The following is a 22,609-nucleotide window of genomic DNA, read 5'->3' on the forward strand; positions in this document are numbered from 1 at the left end:
GGTGGACCGGGGCTCTTCGCGTTCTCACCGGGCCGGCAGCTCGGACGGGCCGACGTGGTCGTCCAGCCAGTCCCGGAGCGGCTGGGAGGCGCGCAGGAAGGCGGTGATCCGGGTGTGGGCGCCACGGGTGCCGAGCCACTTCGCGGGCGCCCACTCCTGCCAGGCGACCAGGCCCTTGTGGCGCAGCAGCTCGATCCTCGGGTGGTCCTTGGGGAAACCGCGCGGAGCGGTCTTGAGGGAGTCCCGGCCGTGCACCTGGGGGCCGTCCTGCTCCACCGCGGCGATCACCCGCTCCAGTTCGGCGCCGCTGACGTCCTCGGCGACGGCGGCGCGGTAGCGGTCCAGTTGGTCGGGGGCGAGCTGGTACATCCCGTTGCCGCAGGCCAGGCCGTCGGCGGAGAGCTGGACGTAGCCGCCGGTCTCCAGGTGGGCGCCGATGTGCGTCTTGTACGGAGACTTGTCGGCGCTGAACCGGACGTCGCGGTTGGGACGGAAGATCTTCCCAAGCCCGAACTCCGGCTCCAGCTCGGCGAGCAGCAGCTCCATCGGGGTCCGTACGTCGTTGTCGTACTGCTCCTTGTGGGCCTGCCAGAAGGTCTTGGAATTGTCGGCTTCGAGGTGCTCGTAGAAGTCGAGCGCCGCGGCCGGCCAGCCGGAGAAGGTCACGCCTCCAGTATGTGGCCCGGTGCACAGGGCGCTCCCGTCGCCAGCTCGACTACCGGTGGGTAGCATGCGGGCATGAGCAGCGCAGAGACCGCCACCGCCACCGCGCCGGACGCCCGTACCGAGCGCCGCGCCAAGCGCATCGCCAAGCACCTCAGCAGCTTCGCCCGCCAGCACGGGGGCGGCGCCGACGCGGTCGTCGAGTACGTCGGCGCAGTGGCCACCCGGATCGTCGTGGTGGGCGCGGACGGCGCCTGGGGCGACCAGGTGGCCCCGAGCTACGCCGTCGGTCGCCGGGCCGCCGAACTGGCCGGGCTGACCCTGCACGACGACTTCGAGGGCGAGCTGGCCCTCAAGGTGAAGACCGGCCCGTACGAGTGGAAGCGCATGGCCGGCATCCAGCTCGGCGGCTGATCACTTCGGCGCCCACGGCGACGGCCCGGCTCCCTCAGGCGGGGGAGCCGGGCCGTTGCCGTGGGCTCAACGGGGCAGCTCCTCGCGGTCGAGCACCCGGACGAGTCGGGCGGGTCGGTCCAGCCAGCCGGTGCCGGTGCCGATCTCCAGGACGTTCATTCCGGGTCGGACGTCGAGGTCGCGGAGCATGCGGACGACGATCGAGGGGCGGAGGCGGAGGAGGAGCGCCAAACGTCGGCTGGGTCGGGCGGATCGGCCGATGCCTGGCCGTCATTGACCTGGATGACGACGGGGGCGTCGGTGTAGGCCGCCTCGAACCAGCGCTGGTGGTCGGTCGAGAGGCCGCAGGGCTCGTAGCCGCCCTGGTCGTCCTGTTGATACGGCGATGGCGCGAGACTGCGTCGAGGAACTTCGATCGCTCGGGGTTTCGGCCCGGAAACAGAGGACGGTGTGACGGTGGTGGTTCGGCTGTTGGACGGCGAGCAGGCGGTCGAGCTGGAGGGCCAGTTGAAGGAGGTGTTCTCGGAGGCGTTCGCGGAAGCCCCCTACGGCGAGGGGCCGACCGACGTGGAGCGGGCGTTTCGCCGGTTCCGCTCGCAGGCGCGTCGGCGGGAGTTCCGGGCGGCCATCGCCTTCGACGGCGACACCGTTGTGGGCATGGCGTACGGCTACCCGCTGTCGTCGGACACCGGATGGTGGGACACCCTGATCGATCCCGTGCCCGAGAACCCCAGGCATGAGGACGGAAAGCGCACGTTCGGTCTCTTCGAGTTGGCGGTTCGGCCCCGGTGGCGGCGCCAGGGCGTCGCCACTCGCATGCATCGCGTCCTCATCGAGGGCATCGACAGCGCCCGGGTGATGCTGAACACCCGACCAGAGGCGGTTGCGGCCCGGGCGTCCTACCGAGTGTGGGGCTACCGGCGTGTCGGGTCGGCGATCCCGTGGGACGGCGCGGCTCGGCACGACGTGATGCTCCTCGATCTGATCCACCCGGTGGTGCGAGCGTGACGCCACTCCACTCGGTGTCCGTCGCGGGGGTGGTGGTGCGGGAGGACGGGCGGGTGCTGGCGATTCGGCGGGCTGACAACGGGGCTTGGGAGCCGCCGGGGGGCGTGCTGGAGCTGGGCGAGGGCATCGAGGACGGCGTGTGCCGGGAGGTCTACGAGGAGACCGGGATCCACGCCGGCGTGGAGCGGCTGACCGGTGTCTACAAGAACCTGCGTCGAGGGGTTGTCGCGCTGGTCTTCCGGTGTCGGCCTGAGGGCGGACAAGTACGGCTCTCGGATGAGTCGGTCGAGGTCGACTGGCTCACGGCGGACGAGGTCTCCGTGCGCATGGCGGAGGTCTATGCCGTGCGGGTGTTGGACGCGCTTCGGGGGGACACGTCGCCGAGTACCCGGAGCCACGACGGGCGGCGGCTGTTGTGACACGTCGAAGGCCCCCATCCGAGGATGGGGGCCTTCGACGAGGCTCAGACGGTGGCAGCCTGTGGGGTCTGGGTGGGCAGGGGCGCGGCGGGGGCCTCGACCTCGCGTACGCGCAGGGCGAGGGGGATGCGGAGGGCGGCGATCCAGGTGAGGGTGGCGCCGAGCATGTGGAGGCCGACCATCAGCTCGGGGGCGTCGGTGAAGTACTGGATGAAGCCCAGTACGCCCTGGAGGAGCAGGACCGCCAGCAGTTCCTTGGCGCGGGCCTTCGCCGCCGGCGGGGCCTTGACGGCGGCGAAGACGAAGAGCACCGCGATGGCCAGGCCGACCGACACGAACGCGAGGTCGGCGTGGAACTGGGCCAGCCTGTCGTAGTCGATCGGGATCCGGGGGACGATCTTGTTGTCCTTCGGCGTGCCCGGGTGGTGGCCGGCGCCGGTGACCAGGGTGCCGGCCGCGACCAGCAGGCCGACGACCAGGACCAGCACGTAGGAGAGCTGGTGGATCGGGCGGGCCACGGCGAGCTTGGGGACGCCGTCGCCCTCCTTCGACCGCTCCCACATCAGCAGCGCGACCCACACCAGCGCCATCGCGGCGATCATGTGCAGCGCGACGGTGTACGGGTTGAGGCCGGTCAGCACGGTGATGCCGCCGAGCACCGCGTTGCTCATCACCAGCCAGAACTGCGCCCAGCCGAGCCTGGTCATGCTGTGCCGCCAGGGGCGGTGGCAGCGGGCGGCCAGGATGGCCCAGCCGACGGCGGCGCTCAGCACGTAGGTGAGCATCCGGTTGGTGAACTCGACGACGCCGTGGAAGCCCATCTCGGCGGTCGGGGTCAGGCTGTCGGCGGTGCAGCGGGGCCACGTCGTACAGCCGAGGCCGGAGGCGGTGAGGCGGACGGCGCCGCCGGTGACGACGATCACCACGCTCATCACCAGCGCGGCGAACGCGGCGCGCCGGACCATCACGGCGGACGGCTGCCAGCGGTCGGCGAGCAGGGAGAAGGGATTAGGCACGGGGTCAATCGTAGGCGGCCTTACAGCCGATCTTGGGGCGGGGCGCGGGTGCCGCGCGGGCGCCGCCCGCACCGGGCCGGACGGGGCGCAAACCGGACTCTTCGGTCAAGGCGGTCATTGGTCTTGACCAATCACCTGCGAGGCCGAAAGAGTGCGGATTGGTCCATACCTTTTTCGGACCTCTCCCACTCCTCCCGCACAAGCGGAGACCTGCACATGCGCATACCCACGTCCGCCGCCGCGCTCGCAGTCGGCGGCTCGCTCGCACTGGCCGGCCTGATCGCCCCCGCCGCCGCCCACGCCGCCGACCCCGGCCAGGAGTGCCGCAGCCTCGGGGTCGCCAACCTCTACGGCGAGTTCATCGAGGGCGACGACACCCACACCCCCGACGCCGAGGGCGCCGTCGCGGTGGGCGGCAACGCCGACTTCACCGGCGGCTTCTCGGTCGGCCAGGAGCTGACCCCCGCCGAGGTCGACGCCCTGCCCGGCAAGAACGCGCTGGTGGTCGCCGGCCGCATCACCGGCCACAACACCCAGGTGATGAAGGGCAGCGGCGTCTACGGCTCCAAGGCCGACGGCGCCGTCGTCCAGGCCCACCAGGGCGCCATCGCCCAGGGCGCCTCCCCGATCGACTTCAAGGCCGAGTTCGCCAAGCTGCGCGCCGCCTCCACCGCGCTGGCCGCCGCGCCGCAGACCGCCGGCGCCACCGTCCAGGCCGACGGCGCCAAGCTCACGTTCACCGGCGGCGACGCGAAGTACAACAGCTTCACCGTCGACGCCGCGAAGCTCCAGGGCGCCAAGGACGTCTTCCTCAAGGTGCCGGCCGGGTCCGTCACCGTGGTCACCGTGACCGGCGGCTCGTACGACATGGCGGCCGCCGGGACCACGGGCTTCCACCTGTGGGACGAGGCCAAGGCGTCCTTCGTCCTGGACGACAAGCTGCAGAGCGCGGCCGGCGGGGCGATCCGCGCCAAGCTGCTGTGGAACTTCCCCACCGCGACCAAGGTGGTCAAGAGCAGCAAGGCCGCCTGGGCCGGCACCGTGCTGGCGCCGAACGCCGCCTTCGACCTCGGCAGCGGCGGCCCGGTCAACGGTTCGGTCATCGCGGCCTCGCTGACCGGCAAGGGCGGGGCGGAGACGCACCACTACCCGTTCGCCGGCTGCCTGCCCGGCGTCGTCGTCCCGACGCCGTCCACCACGCCCACCGTGCCGCCGGTGGTGCCGAGCGGGACGCCGTCGGCCTCCACCACGCCCGGGACGCCCGGGACTCCCGGCACCTCGGCCACGCCCGGGACCTCGGCGAGCCCCTCGGACACGCCCTCCGCCCCGGTGAGCGGCAAGCCGAGCGCGGGTGCCTCGGCCAGCCCGTCGGCCACCGCCTCGGCGGGTGTGCCGGCCGCCTCGGCCTCGGCCTCGGCGAGCCCGTCCGCCCAGGCGAACGCGGGCGGCAACCTCGCGCACACCGGCTCCGGGCCCGTCGTGCCGCTGGCGATCGGCGGCGCGGTGGTGCTCGCGGCCGGTGGCGCGATCGTGGTCGTCACCCGGCGTCGGGCGGCGAAGAAGGCCTGATCATTTCGCCGGTCGACCGGTGTTGCGCCCTTGGTGATTGAACCTGATCACCGAGGGCGCACGTATTTCAGTCAGGTGACGAAGTTCATTCAAGTTTGCCGAATCCGCGTTCCGCGAGGTGGCAGCTGTGATGGGCTGGTCATACACATCAGACGACGGACCAACAGACGAAATTCGGTCGTACGGCGGGGTGTGGAGAGGTGCGGGAGTGCCGGTAGAGTCCCCCGGACAGTCGTAGCGGGCCACCGCGAAACCTTCAACACGCCTGCTGCGCAAGACCGTTCTGAGGGGAACAGCGTAAATGGCGCGACAGCAGCGGCACATGCGGATCGGCGCGGCGGCACTCGCCGGGACGGCGGCGGCCGGAATTCTCCTGCCTCTGGCGCTGGCAACCAACGCCTCGGCGCACGTGCCGAGTTGGTCGGTGACCTGCGACAAGATCGTGATCGATCTGATCAACTACAGCCCGAAGCCCGACGTGAAGAACACCGTCAGCCTCACCATCGACGGCGAGAAGGTCCTGGACGCCAAGGCCTTCCCCGCGGAGTTCCACGGCACCTTCCCGGTGAAGGACCACACGGCCCCCGTCAAGGCGAACCTCGTGGTGAACACGACGGAGACGCCCAACGAAAAGGGCTGGAACATCAACGAGACCAAGACGATCGAGCCGTGCCACACGCCGACTCCGACGCCGACTCCCACCCCCACGCCCACCAAGACCTCGACCCCGACTCCCACCCCGACCCCGTCGCAGACCACGACTCCGACGCCGACTCCCACGCCCACCAAGACCCCGACCCCGTCGGCCTCGCCCACCGCGAGCAAGACCGCGACCGCGACGCCGACCCCGACCCCGGTCCCGACGCCCACCACCAGTGGCCCGGCGCTCGCCCAGACCGGTAGCAACGACGCCACCCCGATGATCGCGGCGGCCGGCGGCGGCGTGCTGCTGGTCGGTGGCGCGCTCGTCCTGCTGGCCCGCAAGCGTCGCGGCAGCCAGAGCTGACGTTCCGTCGGTGACGTGAGACCGCCCCCCGGCCGAAGCGGCCGGGGGGCGGTTCCCGTGCGGTGCGGCCTCACGTGCGGTGCGGCCTCGTGTACGTAGCGGTTCACGTGCGGGGCCGGGGGCTACTCCCAGCGGAAGAAGCGGGCCGCGGCGGCCAGGCCGAGGACGGCCCAGCCGGCCAGGATGCCGAGGTCGGACCAGGGCACCCCGGCGCCGTGCTGGAGGACCGACCGCAGGCCGTCCGAGAGCGCGGAGATCGGCAGCAGCTCCAGCACCGACTGCACGGCCGAGGGGAACCTGCTCAGCGGCACGATCACCCCGCCGGCCAGCAGCAGCAGGATGAACACCAGGTTGGCGGCGGCCAGCGTGGCCTCCGCCTTGAGCGTGCCGGCCATCAGCAGGCCCAGGCCGGAGAAGGCCGCGGTGCCGAGCACCAGCAGCGCGACGACCGACAGGGGGTTGCCGTGCGGGGACCAGCCGAGCGCCAGCGCGATCGCCGACAGCAGCGCGACCTGCAGCGCCTCGGTGACCAGGACGCAGCCGGTCTTGGCGGTCAGCAGTGCCCAGCGCGGGAGCGGGCTGGCGCCGAGCCGCTTCAGCACGCCGTAGCGGCGCTCGAAGCCGGTGGCGATGGCCTGCCCGGTGAAGGCGGTGGACATCACGGCCAGCGCGAGCAGGCCGGGGGCCAGGAAGTCGACCCGCTTGCCGGGCCCGTCCACCGCGACGATGTCCACGGCCGAGAACAGCACCAGCAGCACGGTCGGGATGACCACGGTGAGCAGCAGCTGTTCGCCGTTGCGCAGCAGCATCCTGGTCTCGAAGGCGGTCTGGGCGAGCAGCATCCGGCCGACCGGGGCCGCGCCGGGCTTGGGGGAGTAGTCGGTGGTCGTACTCACGAGCGCAGGTCCCGTCCGGTCAGGTCGAGGAAGACGTCTTCGAGGCTGCGGCGCTGGACGGACAGCCGTTCGGGCAGGACGCCGGAGGCCGCGCACCAGCCGGTGACGGTGGCCACCAGCTGCGGGTCGACGGGCGCCTCGACGCGGTAGCCGCCGGGGGTGGTCTCGGTGGCGGTGGCGCCCTCGGGCAGTTCCTTGAGCAGCGGGCCGAGGTCGAGCCCGGGCGGGCCGTCGAAGCGCAGGGCGTTCTCGGCGCCGCCGCGGCACAGCTCCTCGGGGCTTCCGGTGGCGATCACCCGGCCGCGGTCGATGACGGCGACCTGGTCGGCGAGCTGTTCGGCCTCGTCCATGTGGTGGGTGGTGACGACCACGGTGACGCCGTCCCGGCGCAGGTCGCGGACCAGTTCCCAGGTGGCGCGCCGGGCCTGCGGGTCGAGTCCGGCGGTGGGCTCGTCCAGGAAGACCAGCTCGGGGCGGCCGACGACGGCCATGGCCAGGGCGAGCCGCTGCTGCTGGCCGCCGGACAGGCGCCGGTAGGCGGTGCGGCCGCAGGAGCCGAGGCCGAGCCGTTCGACCAGCGCGTCGACGTCCAGCGGGTGGGCGTGCAGTGCGGCGGTGTGACGCAGCATCTCGACGGCGCGCGCGCCCGCGTACACGCCGCCCGACTGCAGCATGACGCCGATCCGGGGGCGCAGCGCGGCGTTCTGGGCGACCGGGTCGAGGCCGAGGACGCGGACGGTGCCGGCGTCGGGGCGGCGGTAGCCCTCGCAGGTCTCGATGGTGGTGGTCTTGCCGGCGCCGTTGGGGCCGAGGACGGCGGTGATCGCGCCGCGTGCGATGGTGAGGTCGAGGCCGTCCACCGCGGGCTTGTCGCCGTAGTGCTTGACCAGCCCGGCGATCTTCACCGCGGGTTCGGAGTGCATACCGGCGAGTGTAAGAGGCCCCGACGCCGGGCCCGGACGGCGCCCTCGATGATCGTTTTTGCAGGTCAGGTAAGGCTTACCTGCGTGACAGATGACACGAGTGAGGCCTGCATCACGGCTTGTCCTGTCGGAAGTAATTACGCAACACTGGTGTTGTGAAAAACATGCGCGAGCACGCCACGCCCCAGGAGGCCGAGTCGGCCCCCGGGTGCGACGTGCCCGTGACGGCGGCCGAGGTGCTGCTGGAGGGCCACCGGGCCACCCGGGACCGGGTCGCCCGGTCGATCCTCGACCACGGCCCCTCCTCCGCCGCCGACCTGGCGACCCGGCTCGGCCTCACCGCCGCCGCCGTCCGCCGCCACCTGGACGGACTAGCCGCCGCCGGCCTGGTCGAGTCCCGCGAGCAGCGGGTCTACGGCAGCCGTGGCCGGGGCCGCCCGGCCAAGGTCTTCGCCCTCACCGACGGCGGCCGGGACGCCTTCTACCAGGCGTACGACCAGCTCGCCGCCGACGCGCTGCGCTGGATCTCCGACTCGGTCGGCGGCGGCAAGGCGGGCGAGGAGGCGGTCGCCGCCTTCGCCCGGGCCCGGTTCGGCAAGCAGGGCGAGAGGTACCTGGAGCTCCTGCGGCTGGCCGAGGCGGGGGAGCGCACCGAGGCGCTCGCCCAGGCGCTGAGCGCGGACGGGTACGCTGCCACGGTGCGGCGGGTCCCGCCGGCCGTGGCGAAGGCCCCGGCAGGCGCCCAGCTCTGCCAGCACCACTGCCCGGTCGCGCACATCGCCGAGCAGTTCCCGCAGCTCTGCGAGGCGGAGACCGAGGTCTTCTCCCAGCTGCTGGGCACCCATGTGCAACGGCTGGCCACCATCGCCCACGGCGACGGGGTCTGCACCACCTATGTGCCGGCACCCGGTGCCGCATCGTCGCCTGCCCGGCGTTCCGCGGGCCGCGGCTCCGATGCAGTGCCGACTGCCGGTACGTCCACCGAAGATTCAGCGTCCGCGCGTTAGGAAGCTCGCATGACTGACACCGTTTCGCACCCCGAGCTCGAGGGCCTGGGCACCTACGAGTACGGCTGGGCCGACCCGGACACCGCCGGTGCCGCGGCCAAGCGCGGGCTCAGCGAGGAGGTCGTCCGCGACATCTCCGCGAAGAAGAACGAGTCCGAGTGGATGCTGAACCTGCGTCTCAAGGGCCTGAAGCTGTTCGGCAAGAAGCCCATGCCGACCTGGGGCTCCGACCTCTCCGGCATCGACTTCGACAACATCAAGTACTTCGTCCGCTCCACCGAGAAGCAGGCCGAGTCCTGGGAGGACCTGCCCGCGGACATCAAGGCCACCTACGACAGGCTGGGCATCCCGGAGGCCGAGAAGCAGCGCCTGGTCGCCGGTGTCGCCGCCCAGTACGAGTCCGAGGTCGTCTACCACCAGATCCGCGAGGACCTGGAGGAGCAGGGCGTCCTCTTCCTGGACACCGACACCGCGCTGCGCGAGCACCCGGAGATCTTCAAGGAGTACTTCGGCACCGTCATCCCGGCCGGCGACAACAAGTTCGCCGCGCTGAACACGGCGGTGTGGTCCGGCGGCTCGTTCATCTACGTGCCCAAGGGCGTCCACGTCGACATCCCGCTCCAGGCCTACTTCCGGATCAACACCGAGAACATGGGCCAGTTCGAGCGGACGCTGATCATCGTCGACGAGGACGCGTACGTCCACTACGTCGAGGGCTGCACCGCGCCGATCTACTCCTCCGACTCGCTGCACTCCGCGGTCGTGGAGATCATCGTCAAGAAGGGCGGCCGCTGCCGCTACACGACCATCCAGAACTGGTCGAACAACGTCTACAACCTGGTCACCAAGCGCGCCGTGGCGTACGAGGGCGCGACCATGGAGTGGGTCGACGGCAACATCGGCTCCAAGGTCACCATGAAGTACCCGGCCGTCTACCTGATGGGTGAGCACGCCAAGGGCGAGACCCTGTCGATCGCCTTCGCGGGCGAGGGCCAGCACCAGGACGCCGGCGCCAAGATGGTGCACATGGCGCCGAACACCTCCTCCAACATCGTCTCGAAGTCGGTGGCGCGCGGCGGCGGCCGGACCTCCTACCGCGGTCTGATCGAGATCGGCGAGGGCTCCAAGGGCGCCAAGTCCAACGTGCTGTGCGACGCGCTGCTGGTGGACACCATCTCCCGCTCGGACACCTACCCGTACGTGGACGTCCGCGAGGACGACGTGTCCATGGGCCACGAGGCGACGGTCTCCAAGGTCAGCGAGGACCAGCTGTTCTACCTGATGAGCCGGGGCATGACCGAGTTCGAGGCGATGGCGATGATCGTCCGCGGCTTCGTCGAGCCGATCGCGCGCGAGCTGCCGATGGAGTACGCGCTGGAGCTCAACCGGCTGATCGAGCTGCAGATGGAGGGTGCGGTCGGCTGACGTCCAGCCGCTGACCGCCCACCGACTTTTCGAGCTTTTCGAGGAAGAGAGCACTACGACAGCCATGGCTGACGTCAACACCACCACCGGCTCCACCACCGCCGGGTCGATCGAGGTCGGCACCGCCGGCGCCGGCGCCCAGCTCGCCGGCCCCGGCACCGGCCGCGCCACCGTCCAGCAGCCGATCGACGCCCGGGTCGCCGTCAAGCCCTCGTTCGAGGTCGGCGACTTCCCGGTGCCCACCGGCCGCGAGGAGGACTGGCGGTTCACCCCGATGCACCGCCTGGGCGGCCTGCACGACGGCACCGCCGCCGAGGCGGCCAAGGGCGAGGACAAGGTCGAGCTGAGCCTGCCGGACGGCGTCACCGCCGAGACCGTCGGCCGCGACGACGCCCGTCTGGGCAAGGCCGGCAAGCCCGTCGACCGGGTCGCCGCGCAGGCGTTCAGCGCCTTCGAGCAGGCGCTCGTGGTCACCGTCCCCCAGGACGCGGTGCTCACCGGGCCGGTCAAGATCGACGTGCACGGCGAGGGCGGCACCCGCTTCGCCCACGTGGTGGTCGACGTCAAGCCGTTCGCCGAGGCCGTCGTGGTGATCAACCACACCGGTACCGGCACCCGGGCCGCCAACGTCGAGCTGCTCGTCGGCGACGGTGCCAAGCTCACCTTCGTCTCCGTCCAGGACTGGGACCGCAGCGCCGTCCACGTCGCCCAGCAGACCGCGCTGGTCGGCCGGGACGCCTCGCTGAAGTCCGTGGTCGTCACCTTCGGCGGCGACGTCGTCCGGATCCACCCGCGGGTCAACTACGCCGCGCCCGGCGGCGAGGCCGAGCTGTTCGGCCTCTACTTCGCCGACGCCGGCCAGCACCTGGAGCACCGTCTGGTCATCGACCACGACACCCCGCACTGCCGCTCCAACGTGGTCTACAAGGGCGCGCTGCAGGGCCAGGACGCCCACGTCGTCTGGGTCGGCGACGTGCTGATCCGCGCCGCCGCCGAGGGCACCGACACCTACGAGCTCAACCGCAACCTGGTGCTCACCGACGGCGCCCGGGTCGACTCGATCCCCAACCTGGAGATCGAGACCGGCGAGATCGTCGGCGCCGGCCACGCCTCCGCGACCGGCCGCTTCGACGACGAGCAGCTGTTCTACCTGCGGTCCCGCGGCATCCCGGCCGACGAGGCCCGCCGCCTGGTGGTCCGCGGCTTCTTCGCCGAACTCGTCCAGCAGATCGGCGTCGCCGAGATCCAGGACCAGCTGATGGAGAAGATCGAGGCCGAGCTGGAAGCGGCGGTCTGATCCAGATGACCTTCCTCCGTGCCTGCGCGCTGAGCGACCTCCAGGAGGACGTGCCCAAGCGCGTGGACCTCAACGGCGTGCCGGTCTCCGTCGTCCGCACCGACGAGGGGGTGTTCGCGATCAACGACACCTGCTCGCACGCGAACGTCTCGCTCTCCGAGGGCGAGGTCGAGGACTGCATGATCGAGTGCTGGCTGCACGGCTCCAGCTTCGACCTGCGCACCGGCAAGCCCTCCGGCCTGCCCGCCACCAAGCCGGTCGCTGTCTACCCCGTAAAGATCGAAGGGGACGATGTGCTCGTCTCCGTCAACCAGGAGTCCTGAGTACCCATGGCAACGCTTGAAATCCGCGACCTGCACGTCTCCGTCGAGGCCGAGAACGGCCCGCGCGAGATCCTCAAGGGCGTCGACCTGACCGTGAAGCAGGGCGAGACCCACGCGATCATGGGTCCGAACGGCTCCGGCAAGTCCACCCTGGCCTACTCGCTCGCCGGCCACCCCAAGTACACCGTCACCGGCGGCTCGGTGCTGCTGGACGGCGAGGACGTCCTGGAGATGTCCGTCGACGAGCGCGCCAAGGCCGGCGTCTTCCTGGCCATGCAGTACCCGGTCGAGGTCCCGGGCGTCTCGGTGAGCAACTTCCTGCGCACCGCCGCCACCGCCGTCCGCGGCGAGGCCCCCAAGCTGCGTCTGTGGGTGAAGGAGGTCAAGGAGGCGATGGCCGCCCTCCAGATGGACCCGGCCTTCGCCGAGCGCAACGTCAACGAGGGCTTCTCCGGCGGCGAGAAGAAGCGCCACGAGATCCTCCAGCTGGAGCTCCTCAAGCCGAAGATCGCGATCCTCGACGAGACCGACTCCGGCCTGGACGTCGACGCGCTGCGGATCGTCTCCGAGGGCATCAACCGGGTCCGCTCGACCGGCGAGGTCGGCACCCTGCTGGTGACCCACTACACCCGCATCCTGCGGTACATCAAGCCCGACTACGTCCACGTCTTCGCGGGCGGCCGCATCGTCGAGTCCGGCGGTGCCGAGCTGGCCGACAAGCTGGAGAACGAGGGCTACGAGGCGTATGTGAAGGGGGGCGCGTCCGAGTGACGCATCCGTTCACGGGTCTGCTCGACACCGACGCGATCCGCAAGGACTTTCCGATCCTGCAGCGTGTGCTGCACGAGGAGAAGCCGCTCGTCTACCTGGACAACGCGGCCACCTCGCAGAAGCCGCGCCAGGTGCTGGAAGCCCTGACCGCCTACTACGAGCGGCACAACGCCAACGTCCACCGCGGCGTGCACGTGCTCGCCGAAGAGGCCACGGCGCTCTACGAGGGCGCGCGGGACAAGGTCGCGGCCTTCGTCAACGCGCCCAGCCGCAACGAGGTGATCTTCACCAAGAACGCCTCCGAGTCGCTCAACCTCGTTGCCAACATGCTCGGTTGGGCCGACGAGCCGTACCGGGTGGACGCCGACTCCGAGATCGTCATCACGGAGATGGAGCACCACTCCAACATCGTTCCGTGGCAGCTGCTGTCGCAGCGCACCGGCGCGAAGCTGAAGTGGTTCGGGCTCACCGACGAGGGCCGGCTCGACCTGTCCGACATCGACGAGCTGATCACCGAGAAGACCAAGGTGGTCTCCTTCACCCTGGTCTCCAACCTGCTCGGCACCGTCAACCCGGTCGAGACGATCGTCCGCAAGGCCCAGTCGGTCGGCGCGCTGGTCGTCATCGACGCCTCGCAGGCCGCCCCGCACATGGTGCTGGACGTCCAGGCGCTGGAAGCCGACTTCGTCGCCTTCACCGGTCACAAGATGCTCGCCCCGACCGGCATCGGCGTGCTCTGGGGCCGCCAGGAGCTGCTGGAGGACCTCCCGCCGTTCCTCGGCGGCGGCGAGATGATCGAGACCGTCACCATGGGCTCGTCCACCTACGCCCCGGCGCCGCACAAGTTCGAGGCCGGCACCCCGCCGATCGCCCAGGCGGTCGGGCTCGGCGCGGCCATCGACTACCTGTCGGACATCGGCATGGAGAAGATCGCCGCGCACGAGCACGCGATCACCGCGTACGCGGTCGAGCGCCTGCTGGAGGTCCCGGACCTGCGGATCATCGGCCCGCGCACGGCCGTCGACCGCGGCGCCGCGATCTCCTTCACCCTCGGCGACATCCACCCGCACGACGTGGGCCAGGTGCTGGACGAGCAGGGCATCGCCGTGCGCGTCGGCCACCACTGCGCGCGGCCGGTCTGCCTGCGGTACGGAATTCCGGCGACCACGCGGGCGTCGTTCTACCTGTACTCGACGCCGGGCGAGGTCGACGCACTGATCGACGGCCTGCACCACGTCCGGAACTTCTTCGGCTGACGGGACAGGGCAGGACATGAAGCTCGACTCGATGTACCAGGACATCATCCTGGACCACTACCGCAACCCCCACGGCAAGGGGCTGCGGGACGGCGACGCCGAGGTGCACCACGTCAACCCGACCTGCGGTGACGAGATCACCCTGCGGGTGCGGCTCGACGGCTCGACGGTCGCCGACGTCTCGTACGAGTCCCAGGGCTGCTCGATCAGCCAGGCCAGCGCCTCGGTGCTGAACGACCTGGTCGTGGGCAAGACCGTCGGCGAGGCGCAGACCGTCCAGGAGGCCTTCCTGGAGCTGATGCAGAGCAAGGGCCAGGGCGAGGGCGACGAGGAGGTGCTGGAGGACGCGGTCGCGTTCGCCGGCGTCTCCAAGTACCCCGCCCGGGTCAAGTGCGCCCTGCTCAGCTGGATGGCCTGGAAGGACGCCACCGCCCAGGCGCTCGCCCAGCACCCCGCCGTGAACGACTGACCCGCAGAGGAGGACAGACCATGAGTGACGAAACCCCCTCCGCTGCGGAGGACCAGCCGAACGGCGTCGTCATCGTCGGCACCACCGCCGGCACCGTGTCCGTGGAGGACCTGACCGAGGCCCTGATGGACGTCGTCGACCCCGAACTGGGCATCGACGTCGTCAACCTGGGCCTGATCTACGGCATCCACATCGACGAGTCCGACGTGGCCACCATCGACATGACGCTCACCTCGGCGGCCTGCCCGCTGACCGACGTCATCGAGGACCAGGCCAAGACCGCCACCGATGGCCTGGTCCAGGACCTGCGCATCAACTGGGTCTGGATGCCGCCGTGGGGCCCCGACAAGATCACCGACGACGGCCGCGACCAGCTCCGCGCCCTCGGCTTCAACGTCTGACGGACGGCTTTTCCGTCAACCCGCTGCCGCGCAGACCTCTCCTTCGGGGGAAAGGTTTGTGCGGCAGTGGTATATCTGCCAGCGGGCGGCCAGGCTGGAGCCGCGACCTCGGAGGGAGCGAAGTCATGTCGGTAGTTGCGTTCGCGCAGTTGCTTCTGCCTGACTCGCCGTACGCCATGTGGGTCCGGGGAGAACTCGGCGAGTATCTCCGGCTCCCGGATGACGGCACACGGGTTGAGGTGATCGGAGGGGAGATCGTTGTGTCACCAGCCCCGGTGTACCTCCATGAGGGGATCCTCACGGACATTCAGGAGTCGGTGCTGGCAGGCAAAATCGCTGACGCGAAGTTCCAATGGCGCGCCGTCCGGACGGTCAACCTGGACCTGGTCGAGATCGAGGGCGGTTACATCCCGGACATGGTGATCGTGAGCAGGGACGTCGATGCAGAGAAGCGGGCCAAGGATGTGTTGTACGTCCGCCCGGTCGATCTTGAGCTGGTGGTGGAGGTGACCTCCGCGTCCAACGCGCGCCATGACCGGCGCCCCATGTTCGGTCGACAGGTGAAGCCCACCAAATGGAGTGGTTACGCACGCACCGGGATCCCGTACTACCTGTTGGTCGACCGTGACCCGCGGCAGCCCGGCGTCACCTTGTTCGGCGAGCCGGACCGCGGCGAGGGGACCTACCAGGTGCTGGGTCAGTGGAAGTTCGGCGAGCCAGTTCGGTTGCCCAAGCCCTTTGATCTTGAGATCAACACCGGTGACTGGGCCCCTTGGGCTGAGTAGCCCTGTACGAACGCCGCCCGGGACTTCGGTCCCGGGCGGCGGCGTTTTTGGCTGCGGTAGGTCAGGACTGCCTGGGTTTGCGGGCCACGGCGAGGGCCAGGGTCGCGCAGAGGAGGGCGGCGACGGCGGCGAAGCCGCTGACGGCGGGGAGGAGGCCGTAGTGCTGGACCAGGGCGCCGACGATCACGATGGGGAGGGAACTGCCGAGGTAGACGATGACCCAGAGGGCGGAGAGCTCGGAACCGCGGCGCTCCGGGTCCATCGCGGCGGCCGCGCTGGTGAACAGGGAGCGGAAGGCGATGCCCTGGCAGGCGCCGCCGAGGATGCTGCCGATGAAGAGCAGGGCGGGCGTGCCGGTGTACTGGGCGGCGACGACCAGGGCCAGGCCGGCGGCCAGGCCGGTCATGCCGAGGGCGATCACCAGACGGTCGGAGGTCGGCGGGACGACCAACTGGGCCAGCGCGGAGGAGCCGAGCAGCAGGGCGGCCACGATCGCGCCGGTCAGGTGCGAGGAGGTGTGCAGCAGCTTGGCGGAGAAGGCCGGGGCGAGCGCCAGGTAGACGCCGAACACCGCGTACGAGATGAAGCCGGCCGAGGCGGCGAGCAGGAACTCGCGGCGGCCGGCGACCGGCAGGGCGAGCCGGCGCGGGCGCAGGTGGGCCGGGGTGGTGATGCGGGGCGGGGTGGTCGGCGGGCGGTTGCGGCCGGGCATCCGCGGGTGGACGAGGGCCAGCGGCACGCAGAGTGCCAGCAGGGCGATGGCGTGCAGCAGGAAGGGCGTCAGCAGCGGGTCCGCGCCGTTGGCGAGCAGGGCGCCGACCACCGGGCCGAGCGCGACGCCGCCGGCGGAACAGGCCAGGGTGAGCTTGGCGGCGAGCGTCGGGTGGTCGGGCAGCAGGTCGCCGAGGGCGGCCCCGGCGGCGCCGGTGGAGAGGCCGACGGCGATGCCCTGGACGGCCCGGCCGGCGGCGAGCTGCCAGAAGCTGCCCGAGGTGGCGAACACGACGTCGCCGGCGGCGGCCAGGGCGACGGCGGGCAGGATCAGGGCGCGGCGGCCGAGGTGGTCGGACCAGTGGCCGACCACGGCGAGCACGGGGACCAGCGCGAACACGTAGATCGTGAAGAGGATCGTGGTGTCGAGCGGGCCGAGGCCGAGGCGCTGCTGGAGGAGCGGGTAGATCGGCGTCGCCAGGTTGGCACCGATCAGCATCAGCAGCAGGGCGGCGGCGACGAGGCCGACGCGGACACCGCGCAACGCGTTCCAGCGGCTGACCGCGGCGAGCTGGAGCTGGGCGCGGGGCGCGAGCTCCAGGGGAAGCAGGGCCTCCGAGAGTCGGCGTCCGTCGAGCTGCGCGGTGCGCAGGCCGGAGCCGGCGGGGGAGAGGTCCGCCATGTAAGGGATCTCCTGTGGCAGGGCACCACCGGGTCGGCGGGGTGTGCCGGCGCGCCCGTCCTGAGGCGCTGTGGTGGTGGCCGCGGTGCGGGGCTCCCTGGTGGAGCGGGTGAGCTGAGTGGGCCCCTCCTGCCCGGTGTCGGGCGGGGAGGGCGAAGGGCTTCATTGCCCGGTGGCCCGCGCGGGGTGTGCACGGTGCCAATGCGAAGGATAAAGGGTGGGCGCACGGTTGCGGCGCGCGCCCCTTGAGGCCGGGCATCGGGGGTGCCCGGCCTATACGCTGAGGTGGTGGATCGGGACGCTGAGCTGATAGGCGGACCGCTGGCTGAGGGAGAACGCACAACGATGGCCGGACGACGTCGGAAGAACGCCGGGGCTTCGCCGGGGGAGAGTGCGGCCGAGCCGGTTCTGCCCGCCGACCTGGAGCTCCAGGACCTCTACGGGGCGTTCGCCGCGCACGGGCTGGACGACGAGGACCTGGACGACGCGGCGGTCCTGGTACCGCCGGTGAAGCTGCCCGCCGAGGAGGAGCTGGCCGCCCTGGCGAAGGCCGTGCCGATGTTCGGGTACGCGCTGGCGCTGGCCCGCTGGGCGGCCCCGCACCGGGTGGTGGACGAGTTCGGCGACCTGGTGGAGGAGGACCGGGCTCCCGCGGCGCAGCTGCTGGGCCTGGCCCCCGCCGAGGGGGAGGTGCCGGAGGAGGCGGAGGTCGAGGCGATGCGGGCCTGGTCGCTGGCCTGCGACCTGGACCTGGTGGAGATCGGGACGACGGCGGCCGGTGAGCACGTCGCCGTGCCGGGCCCGGATCTGGAGCCCGCCGAGGAGGGTGACCCGGAGACCGTCCTGGAGCTGTGGCTGACCGCCGCCGGGATCGTCCGGGAGCTGGCTGTGGAGGCCGACTCGCTGCCGGAGGAGGAGGCCGCGCGGGCCGCCGAGGGCGGGGAGGCCGGAGAGGCCGGGGAAGCCGGGGAGGAGGACGAGGACGCCCTGAGCGAGGTCGAGGAGGCCCGGGACGCCGCCGCCGAGCTGCTGGACGAGGCGTTGCAGGTGCTGTACGAGACCACCGCCTTCGCCGATCCGGGCAACGAGACCGTGCCGCTGGGCGTGCTGGCCGCGCTGCTGGTGGTGCCGGAGGGCGAGGAGCCGAGCGAGGAGCTGCTGGGCGACATCACCGATGTGATGGTCGCACTGGACCCGATGCTGGGTGACCTGGCCGAGCTGGGCCTGCTGGAGTACCGGCCGATCGACCCGGAGCTGTTCGACGAGGAGGAGGGCCCGGAGGGCGAGGAGCCCGCCCTCGTCGGCGAGGCGCCGCTGGACGAGGAGGAGTCGGCGCGCTTCGGGCTCGTCCGGCTCACCCCGCTCGGCCAGTACGGCATCCGGCAGTGGCTGCTGGAGGACGGCTACGACGCGCCGCTGGTCGGCGAGCTGGCCCAGGGCGACGCGGCCGAGCTGCTGCGCGCGGTGTGCGAGGCCGCCAACGTGCTGCCGGACGAGGAGCTGCGGGTCTGGATCACCGGCCGGGAGCCGGTGGCGGCGGCGCGCGAGCTGCTGGCGGCGGCGCGCGGCGACGACGCGTACGCCCCGATGCGGCGGATGCTCGGCGTCTCGGCGCTGAACATGCTGGGCACGGCCGCCGAGCCGGCCGTGCGCGACGTACTGGACGACCCCGAGCTGGGCGGCGCCGCCCGGGCCTGGCTGACCTCGAAGGGAGCGACGGACGTGCCGGTGCCGGAGCGGACGATGGCGCTGTGGACGGTGGTCGACACCTTCGCCGCCCAGCTGCTGGACAGCGGCGGCGACGCCGAGCTGCTGCGCGAGCTGATCGCGGACCTGCCGGTGACCGGCAACCCGGCGTCCTACTTCGGCGAGCTCTGGCGGGTCGACCACCCGTACACGGCGGACGTCCTGGAGGCCGTCGGGGAGCTGCACCTGGACCGGGCGGTGGCCAAGGAGGCGCGCAAGGCGGCCTTCAAGGCGCGGTCCAAGGGCTGACGGGCCGACGGGGGGGGCTTCGACGGGCTGATGGGCGGGCGGGTCAGGGGAGATCCAGGGAGCCGTCCTCGGCGAAGGGGAAGAACGGGTTGTGGGCCAGCTCCCAGAGGTGGCCGTCCGGGTCCTCGAAGTAGCCGGAGTAGCCGCCCCAGCTGGTCGGGACCGGCGGCTTGACCACCACGGCGCCGGCCTCGACCGCCGTCTTCAACGCGGCGTCCACCAGCGCGGGGGACTCCAGGTTCACCGCGAGGGTGACGCCGCGGAAGGCGGGCTCGCCGGTGGCGGGCACGCCCGCGTCGGCGGCCAGCTCCTCGGTGGGGAAGAGGCCGAGCGCCGAGTCGGCGGTGCGGAACCAGACGATCTCCGGGCTGGAGGCGGAGGACCGCCGCCAGCCCAGGCCTTCGTAGAAGCGGGCGCTGCGGTCGAGGTCGGCGACCCCGAGGGTGACGATGCTGATCCGGGCCGGGAAGCTGCTGTCTGCTGTCATGCCGCCAGGGTAGGGAGGGCGGCTGACAACCGCGCCTCCTGACACGGCCCGTGCCCGTTGGCGACCGGGCGTCCCGACGCGGCCTGCGCCGGTGCCCGGCACCCGAGCTGATGACCCGGCAGGTCCCGGGCACTAAGGTGGCGTCGGCGGTGCGGGCGCGAGGACTCGGGGGTGCGGCACAGGATGATGCGGGAGAGTGGCGGCAGGCCCCCGGAGTGGAACGTCGGGCGGACGGACCCTGCGCGCGTCCCGGACCCGAGGAGCAGGGAGGAGCGTCTCGCCGCGGTGGATGACTTCTCCCGCCGGACGGTGGCCGCGGCCGACTTCCCGGTGTACGGCGTCGTCGCGGGGCTGTCGCGCGGGGGCGGCGCGACGGGCGGCTGGGGCGAGGCGCTGGCCGCCTTCGAGACCTCCGGCGGCGAACTCGCCTGGGTCGAGGTGCAGTCCGGCGACTGGAGCTCGGTGGCCGGCCCGTACGTCAGCGTGCGCACCTACCGGCCGGGCGCGGAGCACGGCGAGGACCTGCCCGAGCTGGAGGACGTGGTCGAGGACGAACGGGACCGGGTCTACGACCACCTCGGGGTCGACGAGGGCGACGGGCCGGGCCGGGTGCGGGCGCTGCGCGAGTGGATCACGGTGGACGGCGAGCCGTACCCGGTGGAGGTGCACGAGGACCGGCCGGTGCTCTGGCCGGGCGCGTCGGCCGCCGACGGGGCAGCACCGGTCTGGGCCGGGCGGCTGCGGATCGGCGGCCTGACCGTGACGGTGTGCGGGCGCGGGGTGCCGCCCGGCGGCGTGGAGCTCGGCGGGATCGCGGACTTCGAGCCGTACCTGCGCGGCCGGGCCGAGCTGCTGGGCGAGCTGGCCGCCCGGCGGGCCCGGCAGGTCCCGGTGGAGGAGCGCGAACTGCCGCCCGCCGTCGGGCTGGAGGCGCACCGGGAGCTGATCGCGCAGAGCGTCGCCGAGTCCGCCGCCGTCGAGGCGCAGGTCCGGGCCGGGCGGACGCCGCGGCGCCCGCGCGGGGACGCCTACGAGGTGCGCTGGGAGGTGGCGGTGCGCCAGCAGATGCGGCTCGCCACCGAGACCCGGGAGGAGGCGGTGACGGCGCTGACCGCGATGGTCAACCACCTCAACCGGCTTGCCCGGCACACGCATTGGCTGATCGGCACGCCGGAGGGCGGGGCGGCCGTCGAGGAGGTCGTCCGGTACACGGTGTTCGCCAGCGAGGTGGCGAGCCTGCCGGCGCAGCGGGCCTGGGAGCAGCTCTGGCGGGAGCGGCGGGGCGGCGGGCCGGAGGTCTGGGAGGAGCACCGGCTCGCCGAGCAGCTGTGGTTGTCGGCCTGGGAGCAGTGGCGGACGACGCGGTCGGGGTGACCCTCGGCAGGTGCCGTAGGCAAAGCGGAGGTCATGTGTCGGTCATCGGTCGGCAAATGGCCGCCTGGGCGTGAGGTGGGCTTCATGCCGGGTTCATCCCCGCGGCGGAGTCTGCTGGTCGTCGACGCCCCGTCTCGACGCCCCGCCCGCCGGCCACCGGGCCCGCCCCCGGTCCGGCGGCCGATTCCTCAGGAGTTGCTGCCATGCCGCTGTCCCGCCGGGACTTCGTCAACCGTTCCACCCTCGTCGGGGCCGGCGTGCTGATCGCCGGCAGCGCGGAGGCGCTGGCCAGCGCTCCGGGCGCGATCGCCGCCCCGGCCGGCGGCGAGCTGCCGGCCGCGTCCGCGACGGGTGACACCGGTGCCGCGCGCGCCGCCGTCGGCTACGGCCCGCTGGTGCAGGACCCGGCCGGGCTGCTGTCGCTGCCCAAGGGCTTCGCGTACAAGGTCGTCAACCGCGCCGGCGTCACCCGGCTGCGCACCGGCGAGTTCACCCCGAGCAACCACGACGGCACCTCCGCCTTCGAGGACGAGCGCGGCGGCAACCTGCTGGTCGTCAACCACGAGCTGTCCGGTGCCCGCGCCAACTGGCCGTACCCGGTGCCGCTGACCGAGGGCCACGTCTACGACCCGGGCGCGGCCGGCGGCTGCACCATCGTGCACGCCAAGCGGAACGGCTCGGTCGAGCAGTGGGTCGGCATCGCCGGCACCTCCACCAACTGCGCGGGCGGCGTGACCCCGTGGGGCACCTGGCTGTCCGGCGAGGAGACCGAGGACAAGGCCGGCAAGAACGGCTTCACCAAGGACCACGGGTACATCTTCGAGGTCGACCCGTTCGACGACGACTACAACCGCGACCCGCAGCCGGTGAAGGCCTTCGGCCGGTACGCGCACGAGGCCGTCGTGGTGGACCCGAAGCGCGGCCACGTCTACCTGACCGAGGACGCCTCGAACCCCAACGGCCTGCTGTTCCGCTGGACCCCGCCGGCCGGCTTCAAGCACGGCCGCTACCAGCTGCGCAAGCTGGCCGCCGACGCGGGCGTGCTGGAGGCCTTCAAGGTCTTCGACTCCCAGGGCAAGTTCGTCGACGACCTCTCCCGCGCCACCAAGGTCGGCACCACCTACGGCGCGGACTGGGTCAAGGTTCAGGACCGCGACGCCAGGACCGTCTCGGTCCGCAAGCAGTTCAAGGACGGCGAGGTCACCCGTGCCCGCAAGCTGGAGGGCATGTGGTGGGGTGACGGCGGCTTCTACTTCGTCTCCAGCTTCGCCCGCTCGGAGAGCCCGGTGCAGCACGACGGCCAGGTCTGGTTCTACAACCCGACCCGCCGCACCATCACCCTGAAGGTGCTGCTCGGCGTCAACACCGACGTCTGGGGCGACCACGACAACTTCGACGGCCCGGACAACATCACCGTCTCGCCGTACGGCGGCATCGTGATCGCCGAGGACGGCGAGGGCGTGTCGCACCTGTTCGGCGCCACCGAGGACGGGCTGACCTACTCCGTCGCCCGCAACGAGCTGAACATCGGCACCGCCGAGAAGCCGGAGTTCAGCGAGTTCACCGGGGTGACCTTCTCGGACGACGGCAAGACCCTCTTCGCCAACATCCAGACCCCGGGCATCCAGCTGGCCATCACCGGCCCGTGGCACCGGCTGAACGAGCACAAGCGCGGCCAGGGCTACGGCGAGTGAGCCACTGAGAGTCGAGGC

24 protein-coding genes are annotated in these 22,609 nt (G+C 71.7%); 17 read left to right on the plus strand and 7 right to left on the minus strand.

All coding sequences use genetic code 11. The annotated features are described in order from the left end of the window. Positions 1–24 precede the first annotated feature (24 nt). Positions 25–666 (minus strand): DUF2461 domain-containing protein, encoded by a 642-nt coding sequence (locus AB0O82_RS05470; RefSeq protein WP_363580447.1) that lies wholly within the window; start codon positions 664–666, stop codon positions 25–27. 72 nt (positions 667–738) lie between these two features. Between AB0O82_RS05470 and AB0O82_RS05475 the strand changes: the two genes are divergently transcribed. After that, positions 739–1,077: a hypothetical protein gene (locus AB0O82_RS05475; RefSeq protein ID WP_350880471.1), complete on the plus strand. Its 339-nt coding sequence runs from the start codon at positions 739–741 to the stop codon at positions 1,075–1,077. 66 nt (positions 1,078–1,143) lie between these two features. On the opposite strand, the gene AB0O82_RS05480 is transcribed toward AB0O82_RS05475, so the two are convergent. After that, on the minus strand, positions 1,144–1,266 hold the full coding sequence (locus AB0O82_RS05480; RefSeq protein ID WP_363580449.1) for a hypothetical protein: 123 nt from the start codon (positions 1,264–1,266) through the stop codon (positions 1,144–1,146). A gap of 261 nt (positions 1,267–1,527) precedes the next feature. Between AB0O82_RS05480 and AB0O82_RS05485 the strand changes: the two genes are divergently transcribed. Both AB0O82_RS05485 and AB0O82_RS05490 read left to right on the plus strand, forming a co-directional pair. Continuing rightward, positions 1,528–2,085 carry a GNAT family N-acetyltransferase gene (locus AB0O82_RS05485; protein WP_363580451.1) on the plus strand — a complete coding sequence of 186 codons (558 nt, stop codon included), beginning with the start codon at positions 1,528–1,530 and terminating at the stop codon, positions 2,083–2,085. Between the two features lie 14 nt (positions 2,086–2,099). Next, positions 2,100–2,504, plus strand: a complete 405-nt coding sequence (locus AB0O82_RS05490; RefSeq protein ID WP_363580672.1) for an NUDIX domain-containing protein — start codon at positions 2,100–2,102, stop codon at positions 2,502–2,504. A gap of 44 nt (positions 2,505–2,548) precedes the next feature. On the opposite strand, the gene AB0O82_RS05495 is transcribed toward AB0O82_RS05490, so the two are convergent. Next, positions 2,549–3,469, minus strand: coding sequence for a COX15/CtaA family protein (locus AB0O82_RS05495; protein ID WP_363580674.1), 921 nt, complete (start codon positions 3,467–3,469; stop codon positions 2,549–2,551). A gap of 267 nt (positions 3,470–3,736) precedes the next feature. Between AB0O82_RS05495 and AB0O82_RS05500 the strand changes: the two genes are divergently transcribed. Together AB0O82_RS05500 and AB0O82_RS05505 are read left to right on the plus strand one after the other, a co-directional pair. Beyond that, the gene (locus tag AB0O82_RS05500) at positions 3,737–5,089 is read left to right on the plus strand and encodes a choice-of-anchor A family protein (RefSeq protein ID WP_363580453.1); all 1,353 of its coding nucleotides are present in this window, start codon (positions 3,737–3,739) and stop codon (positions 5,087–5,089) included. A 301-nt stretch (positions 5,090–5,390) separates the two neighbouring features. After that, positions 5,391–6,095 (plus strand): LAETG motif-containing sortase-dependent surface protein, encoded by a 705-nt coding sequence (locus AB0O82_RS05505; RefSeq protein ID WP_363580455.1) that lies wholly within the window; start codon positions 5,391–5,393, stop codon positions 6,093–6,095. A 122-nt stretch (positions 6,096–6,217) separates the two neighbouring features. Here the strand turns inward: AB0O82_RS05505 and AB0O82_RS05510 are convergent, their stop codons facing one another. Continuing rightward, entirely contained in the window at positions 6,218–6,937 is a 720-nt protein-coding gene (locus tag AB0O82_RS05510; protein WP_363580676.1) for an ABC transporter permease, read from the minus strand. 50 nt (positions 6,938–6,987) lie between these two features. Then, entirely contained in the window at positions 6,988–7,914 is a 927-nt protein-coding gene (locus AB0O82_RS05515) for an ABC transporter ATP-binding protein (RefSeq protein WP_363580457.1), read from the minus strand. A 164-nt stretch (positions 7,915–8,078) separates the two neighbouring features. Here AB0O82_RS05515 and AB0O82_RS05520 point away from each other — a divergent pair, with 164 nt between their 5' ends. The 9 genes from AB0O82_RS05520 to AB0O82_RS05560 all read left to right on the plus strand — a co-directional run bounded on the left by AB0O82_RS05520 (position 8,079) and on the right by AB0O82_RS05560 (position 15,648). Further along, the gene (locus AB0O82_RS05520; RefSeq protein WP_350880459.1) at positions 8,079–8,921 is read left to right on the plus strand and encodes a helix-turn-helix domain-containing protein; all 843 of its coding nucleotides are present in this window, start codon (positions 8,079–8,081) and stop codon (positions 8,919–8,921) included. Positions 8,922–8,930: 9 nt separating this feature from the next. Continuing rightward, positions 8,931–10,346 (plus strand): Fe-S cluster assembly protein SufB, encoded by a 1,416-nt coding sequence (gene sufB / locus AB0O82_RS05525; RefSeq protein ID WP_063349524.1) that lies wholly within the window; start codon positions 8,931–8,933, stop codon positions 10,344–10,346. Positions 10,347–10,410: 64 nt separating this feature from the next. Further along, a complete protein-coding gene (gene sufD, locus AB0O82_RS05530; protein ID WP_363580460.1) occupies positions 10,411–11,643 on the plus strand; it encodes a Fe-S cluster assembly protein SufD in 1,233 nt (410 codons plus the stop codon). A gap of 5 nt (positions 11,644–11,648) precedes the next feature. Then, entirely contained in the window at positions 11,649–11,966 is a 318-nt protein-coding gene (locus AB0O82_RS05535) for a bifunctional 3-phenylpropionate/cinnamic acid dioxygenase ferredoxin subunit (protein ID WP_063349526.1), read from the plus strand. A 6-nt stretch (positions 11,967–11,972) separates the two neighbouring features. Next, the gene (gene sufC / locus AB0O82_RS05540; protein WP_030290237.1) at positions 11,973–12,737 is read left to right on the plus strand and encodes a Fe-S cluster assembly ATPase SufC; all 765 of its coding nucleotides are present in this window, start codon (positions 11,973–11,975) and stop codon (positions 12,735–12,737) included. Beyond that, a complete protein-coding gene (locus AB0O82_RS05545) occupies positions 12,734–13,993 on the plus strand; it encodes a cysteine desulfurase (protein WP_350880453.1) in 1,260 nt (419 codons plus the stop codon). Before sufC ends, AB0O82_RS05545 begins: the two co-directional genes overlap by 4 nt. Before the next feature lie 16 nt (positions 13,994–14,009). Then, positions 14,010–14,462 (plus strand): Fe-S cluster assembly sulfur transfer protein SufU, encoded by a 453-nt coding sequence (gene sufU, locus AB0O82_RS05550; RefSeq protein WP_063349529.1) that lies wholly within the window; start codon positions 14,010–14,012, stop codon positions 14,460–14,462. Positions 14,463–14,482: 20 nt separating this feature from the next. Beyond that, complete coding sequence (locus AB0O82_RS05555) at positions 14,483–14,863, plus strand: metal-sulfur cluster assembly factor (RefSeq protein WP_350880450.1); 381 nt, start codon at positions 14,483–14,485, stop codon at positions 14,861–14,863. A 125-nt stretch (positions 14,864–14,988) separates the two neighbouring features. Continuing rightward, the gene (locus AB0O82_RS05560) at positions 14,989–15,648 is read left to right on the plus strand and encodes a Uma2 family endonuclease (RefSeq protein ID WP_363580463.1); all 660 of its coding nucleotides are present in this window, start codon (positions 14,989–14,991) and stop codon (positions 15,646–15,648) included. 61 nt (positions 15,649–15,709) lie between these two features. Here AB0O82_RS05560 and AB0O82_RS05565 read toward each other — a convergent pair whose 3' ends face one another. After that, the gene (locus AB0O82_RS05565) at positions 15,710–17,041 is read right to left on the minus strand and encodes an MFS transporter (protein ID WP_363580465.1); all 1,332 of its coding nucleotides are present in this window, start codon (positions 17,039–17,041) and stop codon (positions 15,710–15,712) included. 345 nt (positions 17,042–17,386) lie between these two features. Between AB0O82_RS05565 and AB0O82_RS05570 the strand changes: the two genes are divergently transcribed. Beyond that, complete coding sequence (locus AB0O82_RS05570) at positions 17,387–19,036, plus strand: hypothetical protein (protein ID WP_363580467.1); 1,650 nt, start codon at positions 17,387–17,389, stop codon at positions 19,034–19,036. Between the two features lie 43 nt (positions 19,037–19,079). Here AB0O82_RS05570 and AB0O82_RS05575 read toward each other — a convergent pair whose 3' ends face one another. Continuing rightward, complete coding sequence (locus AB0O82_RS05575) at positions 19,080–19,523, minus strand: VOC family protein (RefSeq protein WP_363580469.1); 444 nt, start codon at positions 19,521–19,523, stop codon at positions 19,080–19,082. A gap of 285 nt (positions 19,524–19,808) precedes the next feature. Here AB0O82_RS05575 and AB0O82_RS05580 point away from each other — a divergent pair, with 285 nt between their 5' ends. Together AB0O82_RS05580 and AB0O82_RS05585 are read left to right on the plus strand one after the other, a co-directional pair. Beyond that, positions 19,809–20,897, plus strand: a complete 1,089-nt coding sequence (locus tag AB0O82_RS05580; RefSeq protein ID WP_363580471.1) for a hypothetical protein — start codon at positions 19,809–19,811, stop codon at positions 20,895–20,897. A 203-nt stretch (positions 20,898–21,100) separates the two neighbouring features. Then, positions 21,101–22,591, plus strand: coding sequence for an alkaline phosphatase PhoX (locus tag AB0O82_RS05585; protein ID WP_363580473.1), 1,491 nt, complete (start codon positions 21,101–21,103; stop codon positions 22,589–22,591). Positions 22,592–22,609 lie beyond the last annotated feature (18 nt).

This window comes from Kitasatospora sp. NPDC088264 (genome assembly GCF_040685715.1).
Classification (GTDB): domain Bacteria; phylum Actinomycetota; class Actinomycetes; order Streptomycetales; family Streptomycetaceae; genus Kitasatospora.

Bases quoted from the DNA above. Each gene is read 5' to 3' on its own strand.
- AB0O82_RS05475 (WP_350880471.1), top strand. From the start codon at position 739: ATGAGCAGCGCAGAGACCGCCACCGCCACCGCGCCGGACGCCCGTACC.
- AB0O82_RS05480 (WP_363580449.1), bottom strand. From the start codon at position 1,266: ATGCTCCGCGACCTCGACGTCCGACCCGGAATGAACGTCCTGGAGATC.
- AB0O82_RS05495 (WP_363580674.1), bottom strand. From the start codon at position 3,469: ATGGTCCGGCGCGCCGCGTTCGCCGCGCTGGTGATGAGCGTGGTGATC.
- AB0O82_RS05500 (WP_363580453.1), top strand. From the start codon at position 3,737: ATGCGCATACCCACGTCCGCCGCCGCGCTCGCAGTCGGCGGCTCGCTC.
- AB0O82_RS05505 (WP_363580455.1), top strand. From the start codon at position 5,391: ATGGCGCGACAGCAGCGGCACATGCGGATCGGCGCGGCGGCACTCGCC.
- AB0O82_RS05510 (WP_363580676.1), bottom strand. From the start codon at position 6,937: ATGCTGCTCGCCCAGACCGCCTTCGAGACCAGGATGCTGCTGCGCAAC.
- AB0O82_RS05515 (WP_363580457.1), bottom strand. From the start codon at position 7,914: ATGCACTCCGAACCCGCGGTGAAGATCGCCGGGCTGGTCAAGCACTAC.
- AB0O82_RS05520 (WP_350880459.1), top strand. From the start codon at position 8,079: ATGCGCGAGCACGCCACGCCCCAGGAGGCCGAGTCGGCCCCCGGGTGC.
- sufB (WP_063349524.1), top strand. From the start codon at position 8,931: ATGACTGACACCGTTTCGCACCCCGAGCTCGAGGGCCTGGGCACCTAC.
- sufD (WP_363580460.1), top strand. From the start codon at position 10,411: ATGGCTGACGTCAACACCACCACCGGCTCCACCACCGCCGGGTCGATC.
- AB0O82_RS05535 (WP_063349526.1), top strand. From the start codon at position 11,649: ATGACCTTCCTCCGTGCCTGCGCGCTGAGCGACCTCCAGGAGGACGTG.
- sufC (WP_030290237.1), top strand. From the start codon at position 11,973: ATGGCAACGCTTGAAATCCGCGACCTGCACGTCTCCGTCGAGGCCGAG.
- sufU (WP_063349529.1), top strand. From the start codon at position 14,010: ATGAAGCTCGACTCGATGTACCAGGACATCATCCTGGACCACTACCGC.
- AB0O82_RS05555 (WP_350880450.1), top strand. From the start codon at position 14,483: ATGAGTGACGAAACCCCCTCCGCTGCGGAGGACCAGCCGAACGGCGTC.
- AB0O82_RS05560 (WP_363580463.1), top strand. From the start codon at position 14,989: ATGTCGGTAGTTGCGTTCGCGCAGTTGCTTCTGCCTGACTCGCCGTAC.
- AB0O82_RS05565 (WP_363580465.1), bottom strand. From the start codon at position 17,041: ATGGCGGACCTCTCCCCCGCCGGCTCCGGCCTGCGCACCGCGCAGCTC.
- AB0O82_RS05570 (WP_363580467.1), top strand. From the start codon at position 17,387: ATGGCCGGACGACGTCGGAAGAACGCCGGGGCTTCGCCGGGGGAGAGT.
- AB0O82_RS05575 (WP_363580469.1), bottom strand. From the start codon at position 19,523: ATGACAGCAGACAGCAGCTTCCCGGCCCGGATCAGCATCGTCACCCTC.
- AB0O82_RS05585 (WP_363580473.1), top strand. From the start codon at position 21,101: ATGCCGCTGTCCCGCCGGGACTTCGTCAACCGTTCCACCCTCGTCGGG.